Origin of the sequence: Desulfotignum balticum DSM 7044 (genome assembly GCF_000421285.1) — a bacterium.
GTDB classification, from domain to species: Bacteria; Desulfobacterota; Desulfobacteria; order Desulfobacterales; family Desulfobacteraceae; genus Desulfotignum; species Desulfotignum balticum.
In genome coordinates this window covers 2,878,635-2,901,426 of sequence record NZ_ATWO01000001.1, presented here as the reverse complement: position 1 = coordinate 2,901,426, position 22,792 = coordinate 2,878,635, and the positions used below count along the sequence as shown (strand labels likewise).

Sequence of the window (22,792 nt, the reverse complement as noted above, 5' to 3'; positions counted from 1 at the left end):
GATGTAAGAAGATACCAGGATTCCCTACAGACGGAAATAAAGGATTTCCCCCATTTTCAGCCGTTCAAGGCTGTAGAAAATGCAGCACCGGTTTCCGGGTATCTGTGGAAAGAAACAGATATTTTCCATAAAGAACTGAACCTGACAAAGAAGAAGTTGAAAGCCCTTTGATATGGCGCCAGTGGCATGTGGGTATAATCCAACGCTCAGAATGCGTTGCTTTTGTGATAGACGGCATAATAGGCCACGGGAATCAGCACCAGGGTAAACAGGGTTGATGCAGCCAGGCCGAAAATAAGGGCCCAGGCAAGCCCTGAAAAAACCGGGTCCAGGGTAATGGGAAATGCGCCGATAGCCGTTGTCAGTGCGGTGAGCAGGATGGGCCGCATCCGGATGGCCCCGCTCTGGAGAATCGCCTCTTTCAATTCCATGCCCTGTTTCAGGGAAGCCTGGATAAATTCAATGAGCACCAGGGCGTTTCGTATGACAATGCCGCCTAAGGCGATCATGCCGATCATGGAGGTGGCCGTGAAAAAAATCGGATTGGAAAATTCGCCCACCGGAGAGGCAGCCACCAGGTTGAGAACAAAAAATCCGGGCATGATGCCCAGCAGGGTTAAGGGGATGGCCATCATGATCAGAACCGGCATGAAAAAAGATCCGGACTGGATGACCAGAAGAATGTATATGCCGATCAAGGCTGCAGCAAAGGCGATACCCATGTCCCTGAAGACCCGGATGGTGATTTTCCATTCTCCTTCTCCTGCCCAGTTCACCTGAATGCCTTTGGGCAGGGGATTTTTTTTCAGTTTTTTCTGCATGTCAAGGATGGCCTCTGCCGGGGCCCGGCCGGCAGTATCTGCCAGCACATACACCACCCTGTCAAGGTTCTTGTGATAAATGGGCTGCTGGTTGGGCACTCTCTGGACATGCACCAGTTCCGCTAAAGGAACCATGCTGCCGGTTTTGGACCGGAGGGGCACCGAGGTCAGGGCCACGATGCCGGAGCGGTGTTTTCTGGGCATGATCACCCGGATGTATAAGGGATTTCTTTCCCTGGGCAGATGCAGATGTGCCGGTGTCATGCCCTGGATCATACCCTGAAGGGTGGTGGTGATCTGCCGGGTGGAGATACCGTGAAGCGCGGCTTTTTCTTTGTCGATGATAAAATCGATGCGCTCATGAAGCGTTTGGGCCATGTCATCGATGTCCACCACAAAGGCTTCTTTTTCCATGATTTTTTTCAGGTGGTCTGCGGCCTGGATCAGCTGATCGTAGGGCACATCTGCATCCGCATACAGCTCGCCCACAAGGGTTGACAGCACCGGCGGTCCGGGCGGGACTTCCACAAGCTTGATTTTGGCATTGTTTTTACGGGCAATGGCTTCCAGGTCATTTCTCAGGCGTAGAACAATGGCGTGGCTCTGCTGGTCCCGGGCATCCTTGCCCGTGAGGTTGACCCGGATATCCGCCAGATTGTCTGCTTTGCGCAGATAATAGTGCCTGACCATGCCGTTGAAATCCATGGGAGAGGCATCCCCTGTATAGGATACCATGCTGGTGATTTCCGGAACGGTTTTAAGATAGCTTTCAAAATCCTGTACAACCGCATTGGTCCGCTCAAGGGTGGTGCCTTCAGGCATGTCGATCACGATCTGGAATTCGTTTTTGTTGTCAAAGGGCAGAAGTTTCAGGGGTACCAGACGGAACAGGGCCAGAGAACAGGAAACCAGCAAAAGTACAATCACCAGCACAAACAGCACCATGCGTTTTATACCCGAGTTCAGAAACGGCTGGACAATGCTGCGGTAGGTGCGGAACAAACGGCTTTGTTTTGAGATACGGTCTGATGATGCTGTATCCGGATCGTTCTGATCCATCAGTTCAGGCGCAGTCGATCTGAGCAGCTTCAGGGTCAGCCAGGGCACGATGGTCAGGGCGCTCAGGGTGGAAAACGTCACTGTCAGAGGGACATTCACCGCCATGGGAGCCATGTAGGGCCCCATCATGCCGGTAATGAAAAACAAGGGGACAAAGCAGACAATAATTGCCAGGGTGGACATGATCACCGGGGGCAGCACCTCGTCAACCGCAGCCAGGGTGGCCTTGAACGGGTCAAGCAGGCCCATTTTGATATGGCGCTGGATGTTTTCCACATTGGTGATGGGATCATCCACCACCAGACCCAAAGAAAGAATCAGGGCAAACAGGGTCACCCGGTTGATGGTGTAGCCGAACAGGTAGTTGACAAACAGGGCCAGAGAAAAACTGATGGGTACGGCAACGGCGACGATCAAAGCCTCCCGCCATCCCAGTGCAAAAGCCAGAAGAATCACCACAGAGGCGATGGCAAATCCCAGAGAGGTGACAAGACCCCACACTTTTTGGGCAGCGGTTTCTCCGTAATTGCGGGTGATCTGATAATCAACACCATGGGGAAGTATTTGCTCATGAATCCGCTCAAATTCATCGATGATTTCTTTGGCAACCGCGACGGCATTGGCCCCTTTTTTCTTGGAAACGGCAAGGGTGACGGCAGGGTAGCGTTTGCCGGGCACAAACTTGTCCTGTTTTTTTGCATACGCGTTGGAAAAACTGATGGCCGTGTAAGAATCGGATTCTCTGGGAATGTCCTGAATATGGGCAATATCCCTGAGATACACCGGAATATTGTCTTTTATCCCGACAACCAGAGATCTTACATCCTCGGCAGTATACATAAACGAGGTGGTGGTCACGGGAAAACTAGTGTCGTTTCTGGAAAAATCTCCTGCATTGACAGAAAAATCCGCCTCCTGCAGTGCCTGCTGGACATTCATATAGGAAATCCCGTAACCGGTCATTTTTTCAGGATCCAGTTCAACCCGAATTTCTCTGGGCCTTCCCCCGTGCAGAACGGTTCTGGAGGTGTTTTCAACCCGGCTGAGCCTGGCCAGGGCTTCCTGGCCTGTTCTGTGGAGCTGGGCATCATCCAGCAGGTCGGAAAACAAACTGATGGTGACGATGGGCACATCATCGATCTCTATGGGTTTTATCACCCATTTTTCGACAATGGGGGTCACCTGGTCGATGTGCATGGATATTCTGTTTTGCAGCTTTATCAGGGAATCTTCACGGTCTTCTCCTACAAAAAAGCGGACCGTGACCACGGCCATGTCTTTTTGTGAGATGGAATAGACGTACTCAACCCCGTCGATCTGCCATAAAAACCTTTCCAAAGGGATGGATACCAGCTGCTCGATTTCCCGGGGACTTGCACCCGGGGCATTGACATAGATATCTGCCATGGGCACAACGATCTGGGGTTCTTCTTCTTTCGGGGTGACAAAAAGGGCGGCAGCACCCAGGCAAAGGGCTATGATGATAAGAATCAGGGAAAATTCTGAACCGAGAAATACCTTGACTATCGCCGGAATAATGCCTTTGGGATCAGAGGGCTGCTGGTCTGTCATATCACCGGGCCTCCCCGATGCCTATGGTCTCATTGGCAGACAGTCCTGACAGAACTTCCACGCGGGTGTTGTCCAGGGGAATGGTTGTAATATACCGGCGCTGCCAGGTACCATTGGTTTTGACCATGACAAGTTCGAGCTGTCCGGCATGGATAACCGCCTCTTTGTCCAGGGTGATGATGGTTCTGTGGGCTTCCGGGACCATCAGCTTGGCATACATGCCGGAATAGATGCCTTCTTTGGCCGGGATGGCAGCTTTGACAAGAAAGGTGCGGGTCTGGGGATCGGCATAGGGAATGATTTCTTCAACCACGGCATTCAAGGAAAGGCCGGGGGTGGGGATAACCGCCTGAAGCTGGGAACCGGTTTTGATGGTGTTGATAAGGCCTTCTCTTACATGGGCTTCAACCCTGTAGCCCCCTTTGGTCCGCACCGCCGCCAGGGGCTTGCCCGGCAGGGCCAGATCTCCGGGTTCCACCAGGATCCGGATGATTTCTCCGTCCACAGGCGCAATGATTTTTGAAAAACCAAGGTGTACTTTTGCGTCGGTAATGGTTTCTGTGGCCTGCTGGATGCCTGCCTCTGCCTCCACCAGGGATTCACGGGACATGGACAATGCGGCCCGGGCCTGCAGAAAACCGGCTTGTGCATTTTCCAATTCCTGCTCAGTGGCGGCACCTGATACATAAAAGTTCTTGATACGTGTAAAGTGCTGTTCTGCATTGGTATAAGAGGCTTGCGCAGAGTTGATTGCCTGGCGGGCTTTGTCCCGGGAGGCTTTGGCCCCGCGAAGCGCTTCTCTGGCACTTTCCAGCCTGGCCGTGGCCTGTCTGCTGTCCAGGGTGATCAACAGGGTGCCTGATGTGACGATCTGCCCTGCCTTGACATGCACATCGGTTATCTGGGCACTGATCTGGGCACTGATACTGGTTTCACTTTTGGGCCGGACAGTTCCCACGGCCGGATAGGTCTGGGCAACGGTCTGTTCCTTTGTTTTGACTGTTTTTTGCGGCTGATACCCTGCATCTGCATCAGCAGTCCTGCAGTGGTATGGGGCAAGCACCAACAGGGCTGACAATACTGTTTTTGCAATCAAAGCGCAGGCCGCGTTATTTTTATATGAAGACATCTTTTTTACTTCTCCTGTGACCAGAGTCTGGAAAGGGTTCCAATGGCCCGGGCAATCTCGATTTTTGCCGTTTTGCCGTCATAAAATGCCGCCGCTTTGTTGATGCCGGCCCTGGTTCTGTCCAGTTCCGCCTCCAGGTACCGGGTAATGGGTTCAGCACCGCCGTCATAGCGCTTTTTGACTATATGAAGGGATTCTTTGGCCATATCTACACTGGACCGGGCAACATGCAGTCGCTGTTGTGCGTTTTCATGCGCAAGATAGGCTTGTTTCACATCCTGGTAAATCTGCATCCGGATTTTCTGCCGGGCTTCCAGGGCCCTTTCCAGTTCATGCCCCGCTTCGGCAATCTGCGCCCGGGTGGCAAAGCCGTCGAACAGGTCCCAGGCAAGATTCAGGCTGGCCGTGTAATTGTCCTGTGATGTATTGTAGGAAAGATCATCACTGTCCATATACCACCGGGCCTGCAGGTCAACCCGGGGGCGGTAGCCGCTCGCTGCAAGGGATACAGCCGTTCTGGCCATATCTATCTGCTGCTGTGCCCGGTGCAGTTCCGGCCGTTTTTCAAGGGCAAGGGCCCAGGCCTGGTCAATGGAGTCGGGAAAGGTTACCACACAGGTGCTGTCCGGGTCCGGATCAAGAGAAAAAGAATGGCCGGGTGTATGCCCGAGCAATGAGGCCAGGGCTGTCATGGTGGTGGCAAAGGTGTTTTTGCTTTCCACCAGATTTTTTTTTGCTTCAGCCAGGCGGACTTTCAAAGACAGAATATCTGATTTTAAAACACTGCCGCCTTTGAAACGCACCGTCATCATATCCAGCTGTTCTTCCACCGTCTGCACCGATGTCCGGGCGATGAGGATATATTCCCTGGCCTTGAGCGCGGTGAAAAACATCTGGATTACCGCAGCGATGCGGTCATTTTCCGTCTGAAGGGCCAGTGCGGTCTGGTCAGCCAGTTTTTTTTGTGCCAGCTGCTTTTCCAGCCGGTTTTTTCCGCCGTTATACAGATTTATCCCGGCCATGATGCCCACTTCCATATTGGTGAACGACCCGGGATCGTTAAAATCAATATCAGGGGGCAGTTCTCTCTGGTCAATGGTTTTAAACAAAAAAGCAGAAGGGGCATCCCCTGCCGACAGTTCACTGAAAGCCGTCACCTTAGGCCAGAAGACGGCTTCGGTTTTTTTGACGGACGCTTCGGTTTTTTTGATCAGGGTGCGGGCCATCCGGATATCCGGATTGTTTTTCAGGGCGGTTGTGATGGCGGTTTCCAGGGTCAGCAGATGGTCTTCTGCCCGGGATACGTCCGGCAGGGCACAGCAGGTGGCGATAATAAGAAAAGCAAGCATCAAAATGCTTTTGAATGACAGATTAGCGGATTCCATCTGTTTCTCCCATATGTGCTGGTCTCAAACTGCCGTGTGTGCGGGGACAAAAGGGAAGAAATTACATTTTTGACTTCCCAAAACATAATTCTACCATGCATTCGGTTGATTTAAAAGAAAATGATGCAAAGATGGAAGTAAAAATGCAATGCCGATCTGAGCCACATGATCAGGCATATTATCTAAGACCGATTGCAGCCTGCCGTACCGATGCCACAAACCGCAGGTGACGTTATTATCTTCTCCGGACTCAAAGAGCATGGCTGGTTTTATTTTCGGCTGTGCCCTGCCGTCTTTCTATGTTCCGCATGAGCAGGAGTGAAATTACCCGGTACAAGATGAGCATCGTGAACAGCACACCCAGCAATGCGCAGGCGCGCCAGAAAAACGCATTCATCACCACCTGGCTCTGATCGGCCACCGTCATGATCCGCCCATCGACCGAATCATTCACCTCCTGCATCCCGTGTTTCAAATCTGACAATCCTGACAGGTGTTCCGCCCTCGTGAGCAACTTGTTCATTTCCTCCACGGCGAGCGTCACATCTTTGGCCGTCTGCTTATACTCGCGGATGTCAAAGGTATGCCCCTCCTTGCCCGTCTTCGACCGGGTCAAGGCCGCAAGCCGAGCAAACAGGCTATCCGCTGTCGTGAGCATCTCGTTGAATGATTCACTCGCTGGTTTCAGCGACGCGACGAACGTGTCTGCCTCGTCTACAGCGGCCCGCATGTTGGCGATTGTCGCATCGGCACGCTGCAAAGGGTCATTGATCCCTGTGAGGATGGCTTGCCGCTCGGCCGCGATGTTTGCGGATAGTTGCTCGATCTGATCGGTCACCGAATGCACGTCGGCAAGTGCCGTGTTGAGTTCAGGGGTGGCGACCAAATCGGCCTTCATCGCCGCCGCCTGCCACCGGAGCAGTGTGGACTCGCGCTTGAGCCGATAGAACGTTCGCTCGGCGAGCACTCGTGCCTCGTCGACGGACTGCGCCGCTTCTCCGATCTCCTCGAAGAGACCCCGGGCCTCGAGCACCCGCGCGGCGGCCGACTTGCCCCGCCCCATGGCGAAGTTTGAGAAGCGAACAAACGAGGCGCGAACAACTTTCGGGTTCTCCTCTCGCCAGTCCTGCAGCAGAGATTCGAGAATGTCGAGTTGTTCGGCGGAGAGCACACGAGCGGCAAGCAGCCGCGTTTCCGCTCTGGCCTGAGACAGAGCGTCTGCCAGCGCCTGGCCCCGCTCACCGAACACCGCTGCGGCCCTGCCATCCACGGCCCATTCCTGACTGACCAATGTCGTGACCACGACCAAATCGAGCACGCGGGTGAACGCGTCGGCATTACTGGCGATGTCGTAAACGTTGGTGGCGTTGTCCGCGAGAAACATCTGTGCGGCCCGGCGCTGCTCAGGATCAGGATTATCCTCCTTCAAAGCATCGCAGACGGAATAGAGCAGGCCGACGTAGCGGTCGGCAAAGCCGCGGGTGAGTTGATCCAGCTCCGCCGAGGTAACGCGTTCGCCGGCCTCGGCACCATCGAGCCGGCGCGAAGGTTCCTCTGTTGCGCTTTTCTGCAGCGCGGCGCATCCCCCCGACATGAGTACGGCGAGACACATCCCCAACAGCGAGATTATGGTAAGTGACGGTTGAATCTTCATCAGGCAGTCCTCCTTGTTTTCTTTCAGGGCTCTTTTTCACCCGACTGCATCAACGCCGCTAATCAGCCACACGGATTTTAACGTCGGCTGAATTGGCATTGGACTGGGGCTGGGTGGCAAGCCAAGGGGCAACGGCACGGATATCATCGTTACCCATGAGATCCTGCGGGTCGTTCTTGCGGTTGCCGTCCTTCGCCAGGAAAAATTAAAGCAAGAACCACAAGCCCAGAAAAAGGAGCAGGGCAATGGTCAAATCAATAACATGCGGTGCTTTAACCGCATAGAGTAGATCATCAATTCTGGAAATTACCCTGACCCATCCGGGAATGTACTGGTCTATCACCGCGACTCGCGGGTCAATGGCTTTGGCGGCTCTCCTGCCACTTTCCACGGCGCCTTCAATGCTCCAGACATGGGTCTGGGTTTGGGTATGCGCACCGGCGAGAAACAGGTTGGCAAGCGGTGTGGTCTGGGGCGGCATAAAGTGCTGGGTAGTGGTACTGTTCACCCATTTGGGTTGATACGGCCGGATTCCCTCAGCAGAGAATTCCCACTCATGCCAGACCTCGATTTCCATCATCGAAAAATCCTTCAGCGCTTTCCCCTGATTCGCTTCCCGGATCATTTCATCAAGCGCGCCGCAGCGCAATATCTGGGCCTTCACCTCCTCTTTCGTGCATGTATTGACGGGTTTATGGTAGATCCTGCCGGGAACACTGCTGATACATGATGTTCCGGTCCACAGCGATTTCACGTTTTTTCCCAGATCCACGTCCTTGTTCCATGCCTGTTCCTCGGCAAACAGGGTCAGGTTGAATTCTGAATCAGTCACAATTACGGCCATTCTTTTCCGGGGAAAATGGATCTCCTCTGAAAACGCCACCCGAAAGGATACCTGGGTATGCGGCCCATCCTGGACAAGGGGCGTAAACAATCGGAGAACCTCCAGCTTTGCCAGTTCGGGAGTTTTGCTTAAAATTTGTGCCGTGGCAAAAGGATTAATGGCCAGGATATAGTAATCACCGACAATTGTCTCGTCGCCTGAAGCAGTGGAAAGAATCGTTGTGCCGTCAAATTCAATTTTTGTCAAAGGCTTTTGCCAGTGGAACGTAACTCCCTTTTCCTGGAGACAGGCGATCCAGGGCTCGAACCAGTATTCGCTGCTGGGCCCTTTGAGCAACAGCCATCCATCTTCCGCCCCATGGGTCCATGCCGTGCCAGGAATATTCCGTGGGCATATTATTGTGACTGCAGCGGGCGCTTCTGAAGAATCCGCCCGGCTGTTCCATGGCTTCATACACCGATACCTGATATCCCAACTGGTTGAGTTCATGGGCGGCACTTAATCCGGCGATTCCGGCGCCGAAAATAACGACTGATTTCAATGTTCTTCCTCCAGCAAATTATATCTCATTTTTGCAGAGCATGCATGAAAAAGCAAGTACTTTTTGCCCGGCAGCAAAGCGGGAATATGCCTCTTCGCCGGAGGAACATCCCGGCACCTAGACCCGAAAGGGTGGTGCCTGGTTTCTTTTTTCCCGGTCGGCTTTTTGTCAACCAAAAACAGCTGTGTCCTTATGAAATCATCATTTTCCGGTTGGTAATTCAAAAAACCACTATACATAATCGGCCGGCGGAAAATACATTTTTTCCTGTATTGTGCTAATCAGTGCCTGGTATTATTCTTAATCGGCCTTACCGTCCTGCCGCTGACCGGTGCGTGATGTTACTTTGACTTTGAACCACCTCAATACAAAGGCGTATATTATCAATATTTTTAATATAGTAACATTAAGGATTATCACTAATGGAAAACAACCTGAACAGACAATTTGTGCCCTTTGATGGCATAATACCGGTAAAATGGTGGTCCTGGTTCCTTTTTTTCTGTCTGATCTGTGTAATCCAGGCTGCTGAGGGCCAGGAAAAACAGATCACCAATCATCTGGGCATGACCTTTATCCGGGTGGCTCCCGGCACATTTCTCATGGGAAGCCCTGAAACTGAAGAACACCGGACAAGCAATGAAACACAGCACCAGATTCATATCAGAAAACCGTTTTATCTCCAGGAGACCGAAGTAACCCTGGAACAATGGCGGGCGGTGATGGGAAACAGCTGGTTTATCAGACGAGAAGGCACAGCCCGGACCCCGGTCACCCGTGTCTCTTTTTATGATGTCCAGAAATTTATCAGAAAACTCAACAAAAAAGGCAGCGCGCAATACCGGCTTCCTTCGGAAGCGGAATGGGAATATGCCTGCAGGGCCGGCACCACCACCGCATACAGCTGGGGAAATGAGATTGACTGTTCCAAGGGCATGTATGCCAATAATCAGAAAAAATTGTGCGATTGCTGTGATTATTACCGGTCTGTGGGACTGCCGGTAAACGGGCCTGCCCCGGTGGGGTCCTTTGCCCCCAATCCATGGGGGTTTTATGACATGCACGGCAATGTCTGGGAATGGTGTGCAGATGTATATACCGATGACATACGCACCCCCGGGGTCAACACCTATGATCTTTTCTCTTCCAGGCCAAGGGTACGCCGGGGCGGCAGCTGGTACAAATATGGCCAGTTTCTCAGAAGCGCCAACCGAACCTATGCCCATCCCGGCGCCAGGTTCCAGACCACCGGATTCAGGCTGGTCCGTGAGACAGATTGATGCGCGCAAAACTGCTGGATCTTCTCAAAATTTATGAAGAGGAAATCAGCCTTTTTTTATGGACAGCCGCCCTTTTGTTCATCATCCGCAGCGCCGGCATCATCCTCAACAACTATGCGGAAACCGCTTTTTTAAAACGGTACGGGGTGGAATATCTGCCCGTGGTCAATATGCTCAATGCAGTGGCCACCTTTTTTGTCACCGGGCTGTTGACGGCTTTTTTAAGCAAAACACCGGGGGCAAAACTGCTGTCATATATCTTTATTTTCTCAGGCACCATTGTCACAGTGATCCGGCTGCTCATCCCCTTTGGCATCGACCTGCTCTACCCCCTTTTGTTCATGCTCAAAAGCCAGTTTGAGCTGCTCCATGCCCTTTTGTTCTGGAACATGTGCAATGATTTGTTCAACACCCGCCAGTCCAAACGTCTGTTTCCCCTGCTCACGGCCGGGGGGGTCATCGGACTCATCTTAGGCAGTTTCGGCACCCCGTATTTTGCAAGCCTGTTCAGCATGGACAATTTGCTGTATCTGTATCTGGTCACCACTATTTTTGGTGCATTGATGATCCAGGCCATGGGGCGCAGTTACGCCACCTTGATATTTACCGAAAAAACAGGAAAATCCGGCAAAAAAAGGCCTCCCATGATGGAAGAAATCAAACGGGTATACCCCTTGGTAAAAGATTCCATCCTGGTAAAAATTGTCCTGGTTCTGACATTCATGCCCAATGTACTCATTCCCATCATGAACTACCAGTTCAATTATGCGGTTAATGAACAGTTTGCCTCGGAAAGTGCCATGATCCAGTTTTTCGGTAATTTCAGGGGCGTGCTGTATATCGTCAGCCTGATTGTTTTATTGTTTGTGGGACGTATTTACGGCCGGTGGGGAATGCCTGTGGCCCTCATGTTCCACCCTTTCAACTATATGCTGGCGTTTATGGCTTTTCTGCTCCGATTTGACGTATTTTCAGCCATGTATGCCAAGATGTCCACCAACATCATCCGCACCACCATTAACGGCCCTGCCAACAGTATTCTCATCGGTCTGTTTCCTGAATCCTACCGGGACATGATCCGCCCTTTTTTACGGGGCACTGTTGTCAGACTGGCCCTGTTCACAGGATCTGCACTGATTCTTGTTTCCACCCCCTTGTTTCATCCGAGATACCTGACCCTGGTGGCCCTGCCATTTCTCATCGCCTGGGCGGCAGCCCCGTTTGTGCTCAAGGCCAGGTATTCAAAGATTTTACTGGACATGATTTCCAGAAACCTGCTGGATATCAAAAGTCTTGACCAAAAAGAACTGGGCCAGATATTTAATCAGGAAAAAACACTGGCAGACCTGGAATCCTTGTTTCTGGCTGCCCGGGGCAACGATGCACTCTGGTATGCCGGACTGTTGAAAAAAATTTCTCCAGACCGGCTGGATAAGTTGATTCTCAAAAACCTGGGCCACCAGGATGAGGATACCCAGGTGGCCCTCATCAAAATGATTTCTCCTGAATACGGCCCCCGGGCCGCAAAAGATCTGGTCGGGTATCTGTCCTCCCAGCGTCATGAAACCACCATCGCCATTTTGAAGTTTGTCTTCCGCCACGGTATCCAGGCTGTGAATCCATCTGAATTCTCCAGCTATATAAACAGCTCTCACCCGGTGGTCAGGGGATTTGCCTGCGCCTGCCGGTATGCAGACCAGCCGGAATCGCTGCATCAATGTATCGAGGACTGGCTGTCCCGCACAGATACACCCTTTCGCCGGTCCGGTATTATCTGTGCCGGATTGAGCGGAAACCAGGAATATATTCCCAGGTTCCAGTCCCTGCTCAAGGAACCTGAAATCGATCCGATTATACCCGATATCATCAGAGCCCTGTCCCGGCTGCAGGCTGAGGCAGGCCATTCAGCCGCTTTGTCTTACCTGGATCATAATCATCAAGAAGTGCGCATGGCAGCTCTGGACGCCCTTTCCATAACAAATGATGATACTTTGAAAAAAGCGATTCACCTGCTGGGAGATCCTTCAGATGCCATCCATGACTTTGCCTTTGAAAAAATCAAAGCTGCGGACTATCAGAACAATCTGCTGCTGGTGGAATCTTTGGCACTGCCGTCCACCCGGGTTCGGCGGGGACTTTTTAAACTGCTGGAAACCCTGGATATAAAAGAGTTCGATGTATTGCTGTTCGCTAAAAAAAATCTTTCCAAAGCCTATGAATACCTGGCCATGGCCCAATCTTTGGAAAATCTTCCCCGGGGCGGGATGCAGGATCTTGCCATGGAACATCTTGTGGGAAAAAAAGAGATGGTATTGGAAAACATCCTCAAGGTTCTGGCCATCCATGACCAGACCAAACGGATGAAATCCGCCTGGCAGGGAATTTTCTCTTCTGACTCCCGCCAACGGGCCAATGCCATTGAACTGCTTAATAATGCTTTAGACAACAAAACCTTTAAAACCATGCTGCCGCTTCTGGAAAGCCCGAACCCTTCAATGGCTTTGACAGAAGGCAGAAAGCTTACAAAAATACAAACATTTGACTCAGAGGGAAAACAGGCAGTATCAAATCTGCTTTCCTCTGCAAACTGGGTGGATGTGATCATTGGGCTGGGGATTCTGCGAGAAACACCAGACATATCCATCAACCAGGATCTGATCCATAACTTGAAACAATCTGATAACCCGCATATTTTACGGGAAGTTGACATGTTATGGAATAAAAACAAAAAGTCCGGGGAAACCAATGGGGAAGATTCATCCGAAAAATTATCTCTGGGAGAAAAGATACTTCTTTTAAAAGAAATCGAGATATTTTCAGGATTGAGCGCCTCGGAACTGGCAGCCATCGCCGGTGTTACCGAGGAGAGGGCATATGATAAAAAAAAGGATGTGATCAAGCAAAACACTGCTGGCGAAACCGTTTTCCTGATTATTGCCGGCAAAGTATCGGTAATCATGGAAGGGGAAAACAGCAACGAGGAATCAATCGACCAGATGTCATCAGGCAGCGCATTTGGGGAAATGGCATTGATTGATGACGTCCCCAGGTCCGCCACTATCCGAACCATGACCCCCTGCCGGTTTCTCCTCCTTCACAAACAGGAATTCAAGGAAACCGCCATGGAATTTCCCCGCATTGCCCTGCAGATCTGTTCGGTTCTCAGCCGGCGGATCAGGCATCTGCATTCGCTGGTTCAGGAAAAAGTTATCTGAAACAGGGGAGGGGAAAAGTGGGGGCCGACAGTGGTTTGTTATTATCCGGTTACGGGTTCACACTGGATATGTTCAGTTCACTATCCACAACCACTGCACCCCCCTCGAGGGCATTTTGTGTCGCAGCATCATAGTGTGCTTTGGCTGTTTGTAGCGCCGGGTCTCTATGCTTTGTAGATATATCTCTCGCATATTTTCCGGTAATGGTAGCCGTAAATGGACAGGGTGATGGCCATAGGCACCAGTCTTGGTTTTCGGACCAGGGTCCAGGCAATCAGATTCCAGTAGTGGAACCGTTCTTTTCCGAAAACCCCGAGCCGCAATCCGGCCCTGAAAAAGGAAAGAAACCGCTGAAAATCAATCGGCGCAACGATTTCAGGGGCTTTGAGCTCCATTAATAAAGTCCTGATCCGGCGGTAATAATTTTTCGGCTGATAGATCTGTTTCATGATGGCCTGGTATCCGTTGAACAGATTGTCCATGCCCATCTTGGGGATGATATTGGTGGTGCCGTTTACATTGTCCCCGGTAAAGGATTTCGTCACCCGGCTTTCCTGCTGCAGCCGGTCAAACAGCCGGGTTCCCGGAATGGCCTGGAGCATGCCCACCATGGCCGTGACAATGCCGCTTTTCTGGATAAAATCGATCTGGCGCTGGAAAATGGACGGCTCGTCACTGTCAAACCCGACGATGAACCCGCCCATGACCTGCAGCCCGGAACGTTGGATGATGCCCACGCTTTCCAGAAGATCCCTGTTTTTATTCTGGGTTTTATGACATTCGGCAAGGCACACTTCATCCGGAGATTCAATGCCGATAAACACGGAATCAAACCCGGCTTTTACCATCATGTCTAAAAGTTCAGGATCATCCGCCAGATTGATGGAGGATTCCGTAAAAAATACACAGCCTTTTTTATCTTTTCGCCAGTCAACCAGGGCCGGGAGCAGATGTTTTTTTAAATACGACTTGTTACCGATAAAATTATCATCCACAAAAAAGATACTGCCGCGCCAGCCGGCTGCATAAATATGATCCAGCTCCAGGATGATCCGGTCGGCTTTTTTTAACCGGGGGATGTGGCCGAACAAGGCCGTCACGTTACAGAAATCACAGTTAAACGGGCAGCCCCTGGAAAACTGCAAGCTCATGGATGCATACCGTTTCATGTTTAACAGCCCCCACAAAGGCACGGGGGTGTCATCAGGATCACAGAATCCGTCGGCCCGGTATATTTTTTCAGCCCGGCCGTTGCCAAGATCCGACAAAAATTTGGGCAGGGTCAACTCCGCTTCATCCAGCACCAGGTGGTCCACGTCCATGAACGCTTCGGGTTCACAGGTAAACAGCGGCCCGCCGGCCACAACCTTGACATTCAATGTTTTACAGCGATCGATGATCTGCCGGGTGGATGTGCGCTGCACGGCCATGCCGCCGATAAACACCAGATCGGCCCAGACAATATCCTTGTCTTTGAGGCGCTCCACATTGGTATCCTTCAGGCGTTTGTCCCAGTTTTCAGGCACCAGGGCCGCCACCGTGATCAATCCCAGCGGCGGAAACGCCGCTTTTTTTCCGATAAAGCTCAAGGCATGGGTGAAAGACCAGAACGTATCCGGAAATTCAGGGTAAATGAATAAAATTTTCATCTTAAAGCACGCCTTATTGTACCTAAGGCCAAATATGGCCGTTCAGGGTTTGATAATATTAAGCTTTCGCATCCGGCCGCGCAGGGTGCTGCGGTTGAGCCCAAGAATCTGGGTTGCACTGTTTTTCCCGCTGACTTTCCAGTTGGTCTGTTCCAGAACCTGGACAATATGGTCGTGCTCCACTTGTTCCAGTGTTTTGGCTTCCTTTTTTTTATGGGTATTGTCTAACGAGGCCAGCGGCTTGTTAAAATCATCCACCATGCGCAGTTTCGGGCCTGACGAAATGATCACGGCACGCTCCAGGATATTTTCCAGCTCCCGGACATTTCCCGGCCAGTCATGATTTAAAAGAGCATCCATCATCAGTTTGGGAACAATGGGGGTATCTTTGCCCAGGCGCCTGGCAATTTTTTTGACATAAAAAGCCACCAGAAGCGGGATATCCTCTATTCGGTCCCGAAGGGGCGGCATGGTAATGGGAAACACATTCAGCCGGTACCAGAGATCTTCCCGGAAATTGCCTTTTTTTACTTCCTGTGCCAGATTCCGATTGGTGGCGGCAATGATCCTGGCGTCCACCTTGATGGTATGGGGGCTGCCCAGGCGTTCAAACTCCCCGTCCTGGATCACGCGAAGCAGTTTGCCCTGCAACTCCAGGGGCAGTTCTCCGATTTCATCCAGAAAAAGCGTGGCCCCGTTTGCAAGTTCAAACCGTCCCAGCTGCCTGGCGCTGGAACCGGTAAACGCCCCTTTTTCATGACCGAACAATTCGTTTTCAATCAGGTTGGCCGGCAATGCGGCGCAGTTAATTTTGACCAGGTCCCTTTTTTTTCGCGTGCTGCTGTGATGAACGGCCCGGGCCACAAGTTCCTTTCCCGTTCCGGTTTCACCCAGAACCAGGACCGTGGTATTGGTGGCGGCAATCTGTTCCACTTTATAGAGCACATATTTCAGCGCATCGCTTTTACCGATAATATTTTCATGGTTGTGATCCAGTTTGATTTCTTCGGTCAGATACGCTTTTTCCCCTTCCAGCTGCTTTTTGAGTTTTTGTATTTCCAAAAGCGCCTCTTCTGCGGTTTCCTTTTCTTTTTCCGCCGCCGGTCTGGCCAGGGCAAGTTCAGATGTGCGGGCTTCCACAATCTCTTCAAGGTTCCGCTTATAATGCTCCCGCTCGGTCACATCCTCGATGGCCAGAAGAATCAGCTGGGCATCGATTGATTTCAGGTTGATTTTTCTGGCATTCAGATGCATGATCTTGGGGCCGATTTTTTCAAAAGAATGCGCCACCTCAAAATCATTGAATACACAATTTTGCGGCAGGACCTCTTCCAGCAATTCTCTGAGTTTGGGGATATCCCATTGCCCGTTGCCAAGGTCATAGATCAATGCACCTTCCGTATTTTTCTGGGTGACACAGAAATTTTTGTAAAAAGAGGGGTTGGCTCCGACCACCTTATGACTGGTATCCAGTAACAAAAGGGGTTCACGCACCGATCCCAGGACATTGTTAAACACGTTTATAAACGCTTTTTGCATTTTCAGATCCTTTCCTGCAAGGCTGGGGAATTCCGGCGGCAACGCCGACCACGGAGTCGATACCGGCCCCGATTTTCCATATTCTAATAAATATATGAGTCTGGAAAAAATTGAAATCAGGGAAAATACCCATAAAAAAATGGAAAACCATGTATTATAATATTCTGCTTATCAGGATTTCGGGGAGAAGATAAAATGAAGAAGGCAAAAAAGAAATCCGGGGGGTATATTCTGCGGGAAATCGCACAATGTCCTTTTGAAATTGGCCCTGTTGTTACCTCCGGGTCATCATCCGGATAAGGTCCTGGCAGCTGTATGTGTTGATGACATCTGCTGGTTCCAGCCAGCCGCGCCTTGCCTGGTCGATACCCCGCCGCAGGTGTGACAGGCCACCCGTATCATGGGCATCGCTTGAAACGGCAATTTTGACATTCATATCCCGGGCCAGCCTGCAGGCTTCATCGCTTAAATCCAGGCGGTCCGGCTGGGCATTGAGTTCCAGAAAACAGCCGTTCTCTTTTGCGGCAGCCATGACTTTTTCCAGGTCCACGGCATAGGGTTTGCGCCGGTTGATGAGACGGCCGGTGGGATGTCCCAGGATATTGAAACAGGGATTTTCCATGGCTTTGATAATGCGTTCTGTCTGTTTTTTTCGGGACAGGTGATGGGAAAAGTGGATGGAACAGACCCGCACATCCAGTTTTTTTAAAATCGCGTCTGGCAGATCAAGGCGGCCATCTGCCCGGATGTCCACCTCGACCCCTTTGAGCACCTGAAAATTATCCAGACGGTCATTGAGTGCTTCAATTTTTTCGATCTGCTTTTCCAGGCGGCGGGTATCCATGCCGTTGGCGATGCGGACCTGGACAGAGTGATCTGTGATGGCAAGATAGGTATACCCCATGTCCTGAGCGGATTGCACCATTTCTTCCATACCGGCCAGGCCATCGGTCTCTGTGGTATGGACATGCAAATCCCCTTGTATGTCCTGTAACTGGATCAGCCGGGGCAGCCGGTCCTGTTCCGCCGCTTTGATTTCACCGGTATGTTCCCGAAGTTCCGGTACGACAAAAGCCAGGTCCAGGATCTCATAGATCTGTTTTTCATGGGAAACGGAGATCTGTTTTTTCCCTTTGAAAATACCGTATTCATTGATTTTCAGGTTTTTTTTCACGGCCCGTTTCCGAAGGGCGATATTATGGGCTTTGGAACCTGTGAAATGATGGAGCCCTGCAGCATAGGCATCCGGGGCAAGTACCCGCAGATCCACATGAAGACCGGAGGAGAGCACTGCCCGGCAGAGGGTTTCGCCTCTGGAAATGATTTTTTTTATATCTGCATATGCGGTGAAATGTTTTATCACCTTTTCGGGTGTGTCACTGCAGATCAAAAGATCCAGGTCTCCCACGGTTTCTTTGCGCCGCCTGAAACTGCCGGCCAGCTTGATCCGGTCAATATCCTGTGCTTTTTTCATATGGGCCAGCAAAGGCGCGGCCCGTTCTTCCGCCTCAGATAATAAAATGCGCCCGGATTCGGATGTCATCTGTTCAAGGCCGTTTAAAACAGCGTGTTCGAGTTTTTTCCCAAAGCCCTGTATAGTGCGGATTTTTTTGGCCCGGGCAGCGGCTTTAAGCTCTTTTATGGTGGAAATGCCCAGTTCCTGATACAGCTGTTTTACCCGTTTGGGGCCCAGGTGTTCAATCTCCATCAAACGGGGCAGTTCTGCGGGCAGACGGGCTTGGATTTCCTTCAGTTCTGTAAAGGTTTTTTGGGAAACAATCTGCGTTATCTTGTCTGCCAGGTCCTGGCCGATGCCCGGGAGTGCGGTCAGATCCTCTTTTTGTTTGATCAGGTCGGGTACTGGCCGGGCCAGCCCCTTGACGGTTCTGGCGGCATTGCGGTATGCCCTGACCCTGAAAGGATTGGCATCTTCAATTTCCAGCAGATCCGCCATGCGGTTGAGCTGTGCTGCGATGTCCGTGTTATGCACCGGCATGGATTGGTTGTATCCTTCAGATGTGAAACTTTCGGGTATTTCCGACTTTCAGTTCATACAGGTTTTCCTTGAATCCGAATTTAAACGTGTTTTCCGGGCTGCACAAAAGCGTGATTTTGCACATTTCCTGGGTGGTTTCAAAGGCCAGGGTACTGCCCCGATACCGCACCTGCATTTCCAGTTTTTCAAGCACTTCAGGGAGCTCCGGGTTCACCCATAAGATATTGCCCCGGGTTTTTATGCCCATGTATGCTTCCTGGAGAATGTTGACGGATCCGGCCATGGCACCCAGATGAATCCCTTCCCGGGTGGTGCCGCCCTGAATATCATTAATATCGCTTTGAAGGGCTTTTAGAAAAAACTTCCAGGACCGTTTCCGGTCCGACCGGGCCATCACCCAGGAATGGACCACCCAGCTCAAAGAGGAGCCATAGGTGGTACGATGCACATAATAATCGATATTTTTGGGAATCGTTTCATATTCAAACGGATAACCCAATTGTTTGAACAAAGTTTTCAGTTCAGGCGCGGAAAACAGATAAAACAGCATGAGCACATCCGCCTGTTTCGTTATCTTGTAATTGTTGGGACTGTCTCCTTCGGCTTCCAGTATGCGGTCCATGCGCTGGATGTTGGTGTATTTTTCCCGGTATTTTTCCCAGTCCAGTTCCTTGAGCCGGTCATAATGTTCAAACTGGCTGATGATGTTGTCGTCATGAAAGATAATCCGCATTTTCCGGCTGATATCCCACCAGAGATCTGTTTCAGATTCTGTGATGTGCAGGGTTTCACAAAGCTCCTCAATGCGGTCTTCGGGCAGAATTTCCAGGACGTTCAATGCCTGGGTCAACACCCAGGTCGCCATGACATTGGTATAGGCATTGTTGTCCAGCCCGGGCTCATTCGCATCCGGGTAGGCATCATGGTATTCATCCGGACCCATCACTTTGAGGATTTCGTACCGGTCAAAATCTTTGTTAAACGTGGAAATGCTTGCCCAGAACCGGGCGATTTCAAGCAGCACTTCCGCACCATACTCAGACATGAACTGCATATCCCCGGTGGATTCGAAATATTTCCAGATATTGAATGCAATGGCTGCATTTACATGCTTTTGAAAATGTGAATTATCCGGGATCCATCGCCCTGATTTGGGATTCAAGTGCACGGTCTGGGTTTCTTCTCTGCCGCTGCTGCCGCTCTGCCAGGGAAACATGGCACCCTTGTATCCTGCCGCTCTGGCAGCGGCCCGGGCTGTATCCAGCCGGCGGTACCGGTACAGCAGAAGCGAACGCGTGATTTCCGGATGCTGCAGGGTAATAAACGGGTAAATATACAGCTCATCCCAGAAAATATGCCCCCGGTAAGCTTCTCCATGCCAGCCCCTGGCAGGCACTCCCACATCCAGATTAATGGTCTGTTTGGATGTGGTCTGCAGCAGATGAAAGATGTGCAGTCGGACCACCATTTCCGGATGGTGGTCTGAGCGTTTTTTTCTGCGGTCGGTCAGTGTAATGTCGGATCGGCGCCACAATTGTTTCCAGGCCAGTTTGTGGGTTTTGAGCAGGGGTTCAAAGCCGGGGGTACGCTGGATTCTTGCCCTGGCGGCCAGACCGCACTCGGAAATGGCAATATCCCGGGAGGTGTGCACCAGAACCACTTTTTCCACCACAATAGTTTCTTTCTTTTTGATATCCACGGTATAGCGTTTGCCCACATATCCATCATCATCCATCAGCTTGGGTGCCAGTTCCAGGGCCTTGCCTTTTCTGGTTATCCGGGTTCTGGCTGTCATGGCCACCCGCAGTTCAGACTGGACGGTCTGCACTTTCAGGTAAAGCGGCCCATCCTGAACCGATTCACTTTCCAACACTTCAAGATGCCGGCTGTTCAACTCGCCGTACCTTTTTACCCCCCGGTTCTGAACCGTGCCGTCGATGGCTGATTCCACCTCAAGGGCACCGGTTTCATTTTCACTGGTCAATGATACCCGCATGGCAGCCGTGTGCCGGTCCCCCATATGCACAATGCGCTGTTCTTCCATCCGGATGCGGCGTCCCTGTTCGTCTTCAAAAACAACGATATGGGTGAGAATCCCGTTCTGGATATCCAGTTCCCGGCAATAGGACCGAATGGCTGCATTTTCAGGAGAAAACCATTGTCCGCCTGTGAAACGAAACTTCAGACACAGCCAGTTGGGCATATTTACCAGATCTTCGTTCTCAATGTCCCTGTCGGCAATCTTGGTTTTGAGCCGGTTGTATCCTCCGGCCAGGTAGGTGCCGGGATAATGGATGTCGCCGGCAGACACCTGGGCACTTGCCCCCCGGGTGGCAAAATAGCCGTTTCCCAGTGTGCACAAAGCTTCGCGAAGTCCCTCTTCCTGCGGTTTATAGGTATTGTAGGTTAAATTCCAGGCAGGCATATTATCTTTCCTTTTCATCAAAAAGTGTTTCTATAAATGCGGCAGTTTCCCGGGTGTTTTCCAGTACAAAATCAGCTGATGTCGGGTGAAAACTGCCCTTGACGATAATACTGGTGCCGATGGTTTTCAGGCTTTCAAATGCATCCTCGTCTGTAATATCGTCTCCAATATACATGGGATAATAGGTGTCCAGATTCAGGTTCAGTTTTTCCATCAGCCATGTCAGGGCTTTTCCCTTATGCCATTCAATGTCGGGCTGCAGCTCAAACACTTTTTTCCCTTCCGTGATGCGCAGTTCAGGGTGATCGGTCTGGACCTGGCGAACGGTCTGCCGGACTGTGGTTACCTGCGCCTGTTTGACATTCCTGTAATGGATGGCAATGGAAAATTGTTTGCGTTCAAGGGCCGCACCCGGGATGTGGGTCAGGTTTTCTTCCAGCTGGCTCTGAGCCTTGTCCAGAACAGGCAGAAATTCTTTTCCTTTCTGCATTTCAAGCGTAAGATCTGCCGGGCCGGAAATGTCAAAGCCGTGGCTGCCGGCATAATAGATATTGTCCAGTTTTACAAAGTTCTGAATGGCTGCAAGGTCTCTGCCGCTGATGACGGCCACCACCCATTTTTTGGCCACTTTTTCCAGCGTCTGCCGGGTGCTCTGGTCCAGGAATGCCTTTTGGGGATCATTGACAATAGGGGTCAGGGTGCCGTCATAATCCAGAAAAAGGGCGATCTTCCTGTCTTTGGCCTTGTGTAAAATTTGCTGAATATGGTCCAGGGCAGAGGGCAGAGATGCCATTTCTTTTTTTCTGACGGGCAGTCTGTCATTGATGCGGATATCGCACAGATCTGAAAACACCACATCAGCGCCTGCTTTTTTCAAAATAGCTTCATTGTCTGCCCTGTTTACGCCGATCACCTGAAAAAATCCGCCTTTTTTCGCAGCGCTCACCCCGGATGTCGCATCTTCAAAAACAGCGGTGCGCTTTGCTGTGACTTCCATGCGGCGGGCAGCCTCGAAAAAGATATCCGGGTCAGGCTTTCCTTTTATTCCCAGCTTTTGGGAAAGCACACCGTCCACCACTGTGTCGAACCAATCTGCAATCCCGACCGCCTCAAGCACGGGAATGCAGTTTTTACTGGCGGAAATAACCGCTATTTTCCATCCTTGTCTTTTGATTTCATACATCAGGCTCAATGTATCTTCGTATACTTCGGGTCCTTGTTTTTGCAGATAGGTATTGAAAATCTCATTTTTTCTGTTGCCAAGCCCATAGATGGTTTCATTGCTCAGATCGTCTGACGGATTTCCCCGGGGCAGGTCGATCCCCCTGGATTTGAGAAATGATTCCACCCCGTCATACCGGGGTTTCCCATCTACATAAGTGCGGTATTCTTTGTCTGCGTCAAAAGGAATATATGCCTGGTTTTCACGAGCAGCCCGGGTTTTTAAATAGGTGTCGAAAAGGGTTTTCCACGCCTTTGCATGCACCTTTGCCGTCTGGGTGATCACGCCATCCAGGTCAAAAATAACCCCATCGCATGTTTCTGTCGAGAGTACAAAATCTGTTTGATTCATCTGTATTTTTCCTTTCGCCTGATACCGGTCTGAGCTGTGTTTGGGTCCGGTAATATTGAATTTTTCTAAATAGGATAAAGATACGTTTTTTTTTGCCGGTGATACAATAC

The 22,792-nt window shown here is 51.1% G+C and carries 13 protein-coding genes; 2 read left to right on the top strand and 11 right to left on the bottom strand.

Translation table 11 applies throughout. The annotated features are described in order from the left end of the window. Positions 1-206 precede the first annotated feature (206 nt). From K365_RS0114410 to K365_RS28475, 6 genes are all read right to left on the bottom strand, one after another. On the bottom strand, positions 207-3,452 hold the full coding sequence (locus K365_RS0114410; RefSeq protein ID WP_024335140.1) for an efflux RND transporter permease subunit: 3,246 nt from the start codon (positions 3,450-3,452) through the stop codon (positions 207-209). A gap of 1 nt (position 3,453) precedes the next feature. Beyond that, complete coding sequence (locus K365_RS0114405) at positions 3,454-4,581, bottom strand: efflux RND transporter periplasmic adaptor subunit (protein WP_024335139.1); 1,128 nt, start codon at positions 4,579-4,581, stop codon at positions 3,454-3,456. Positions 4,582-4,586: 5 nt separating this feature from the next. After that, positions 4,587-5,966, bottom strand: coding sequence for a TolC family protein (locus K365_RS0114400; protein WP_024335138.1), 1,380 nt, complete (start codon positions 5,964-5,966; stop codon positions 4,587-4,589). A gap of 250 nt (positions 5,967-6,216) precedes the next feature. Further along, a complete protein-coding gene (locus K365_RS0114395) occupies positions 6,217-7,620 on the bottom strand; it encodes a hypothetical protein (protein WP_024335137.1) in 1,404 nt (467 codons plus the stop codon). 205 nt (positions 7,621-7,825) lie between these two features. After that, the gene (locus K365_RS25800; RefSeq protein WP_024335136.1) at positions 7,826-8,710 is read right to left on the bottom strand and encodes an FAD-dependent oxidoreductase; all 885 of its coding nucleotides are present in this window, start codon (positions 8,708-8,710) and stop codon (positions 7,826-7,828) included. Continuing rightward, a complete protein-coding gene (locus tag K365_RS28475; RefSeq protein WP_024335135.1) occupies positions 8,697-9,005 on the bottom strand; it encodes an FAD-dependent oxidoreductase in 309 nt (102 codons plus the stop codon). The genes K365_RS25800 and K365_RS28475 overlap by 14 nt, the downstream gene beginning before the upstream one ends. Positions 9,006-9,427: 422 nt before the next feature. Between K365_RS28475 and K365_RS0114370 the strand changes: the two genes are divergently transcribed. Both K365_RS0114370 and K365_RS0114365 read left to right on the top strand, forming a co-directional pair. Beyond that, a complete protein-coding gene (locus K365_RS0114370; RefSeq protein WP_006964586.1) occupies positions 9,428-10,285 on the top strand; it encodes a formylglycine-generating enzyme family protein in 858 nt (285 codons plus the stop codon). After that, positions 10,285-13,500: an Npt1/Npt2 family nucleotide transporter gene (locus K365_RS0114365; RefSeq protein ID WP_024335133.1), complete on the top strand. Its 3,216-nt coding sequence runs from the start codon at positions 10,285-10,287 to the stop codon at positions 13,498-13,500. The genes K365_RS0114370 and K365_RS0114365 overlap by 1 nt, the downstream gene beginning before the upstream one ends. 164 nt (positions 13,501-13,664) lie before the next feature. Here the strand turns inward: K365_RS0114365 and K365_RS0114360 are convergent, their stop codons facing one another. From K365_RS0114360 to otsB, 5 genes are all read right to left on the bottom strand, one after another. After that, positions 13,665-15,149 (bottom strand): B12-binding domain-containing radical SAM protein, encoded by a 1,485-nt coding sequence (locus K365_RS0114360; protein ID WP_024335132.1) that lies wholly within the window; start codon positions 15,147-15,149, stop codon positions 13,665-13,667. 42 nt (positions 15,150-15,191) lie between these two features. Then, positions 15,192-16,688: a sigma 54-interacting transcriptional regulator gene (locus K365_RS0114355; RefSeq protein WP_024335131.1), complete on the bottom strand. Its 1,497-nt coding sequence runs from the start codon at positions 16,686-16,688 to the stop codon at positions 15,192-15,194. Positions 16,689-16,962: 274 nt separating this feature from the next. Further along, positions 16,963-18,684: a DNA polymerase/3'-5' exonuclease PolX gene (polX, locus tag K365_RS0114350; protein ID WP_024335130.1), complete on the bottom strand. Its 1,722-nt coding sequence runs from the start codon at positions 18,682-18,684 to the stop codon at positions 16,963-16,965. Between the two features lie 16 nt (positions 18,685-18,700). Next, positions 18,701-21,109, bottom strand: coding sequence for a glycoside hydrolase family 65 protein (locus tag K365_RS0114345; RefSeq protein WP_024335129.1), 2,409 nt, complete (start codon positions 21,107-21,109; stop codon positions 18,701-18,703). Position 21,110: 1 nt separating this feature from the next. Then, positions 21,111-22,682, bottom strand: coding sequence for a trehalose-phosphatase (gene otsB / locus K365_RS0114340; protein ID WP_029725355.1), 1,572 nt, complete (start codon positions 22,680-22,682; stop codon positions 21,111-21,113). Positions 22,683-22,792 lie beyond the last annotated feature (110 nt).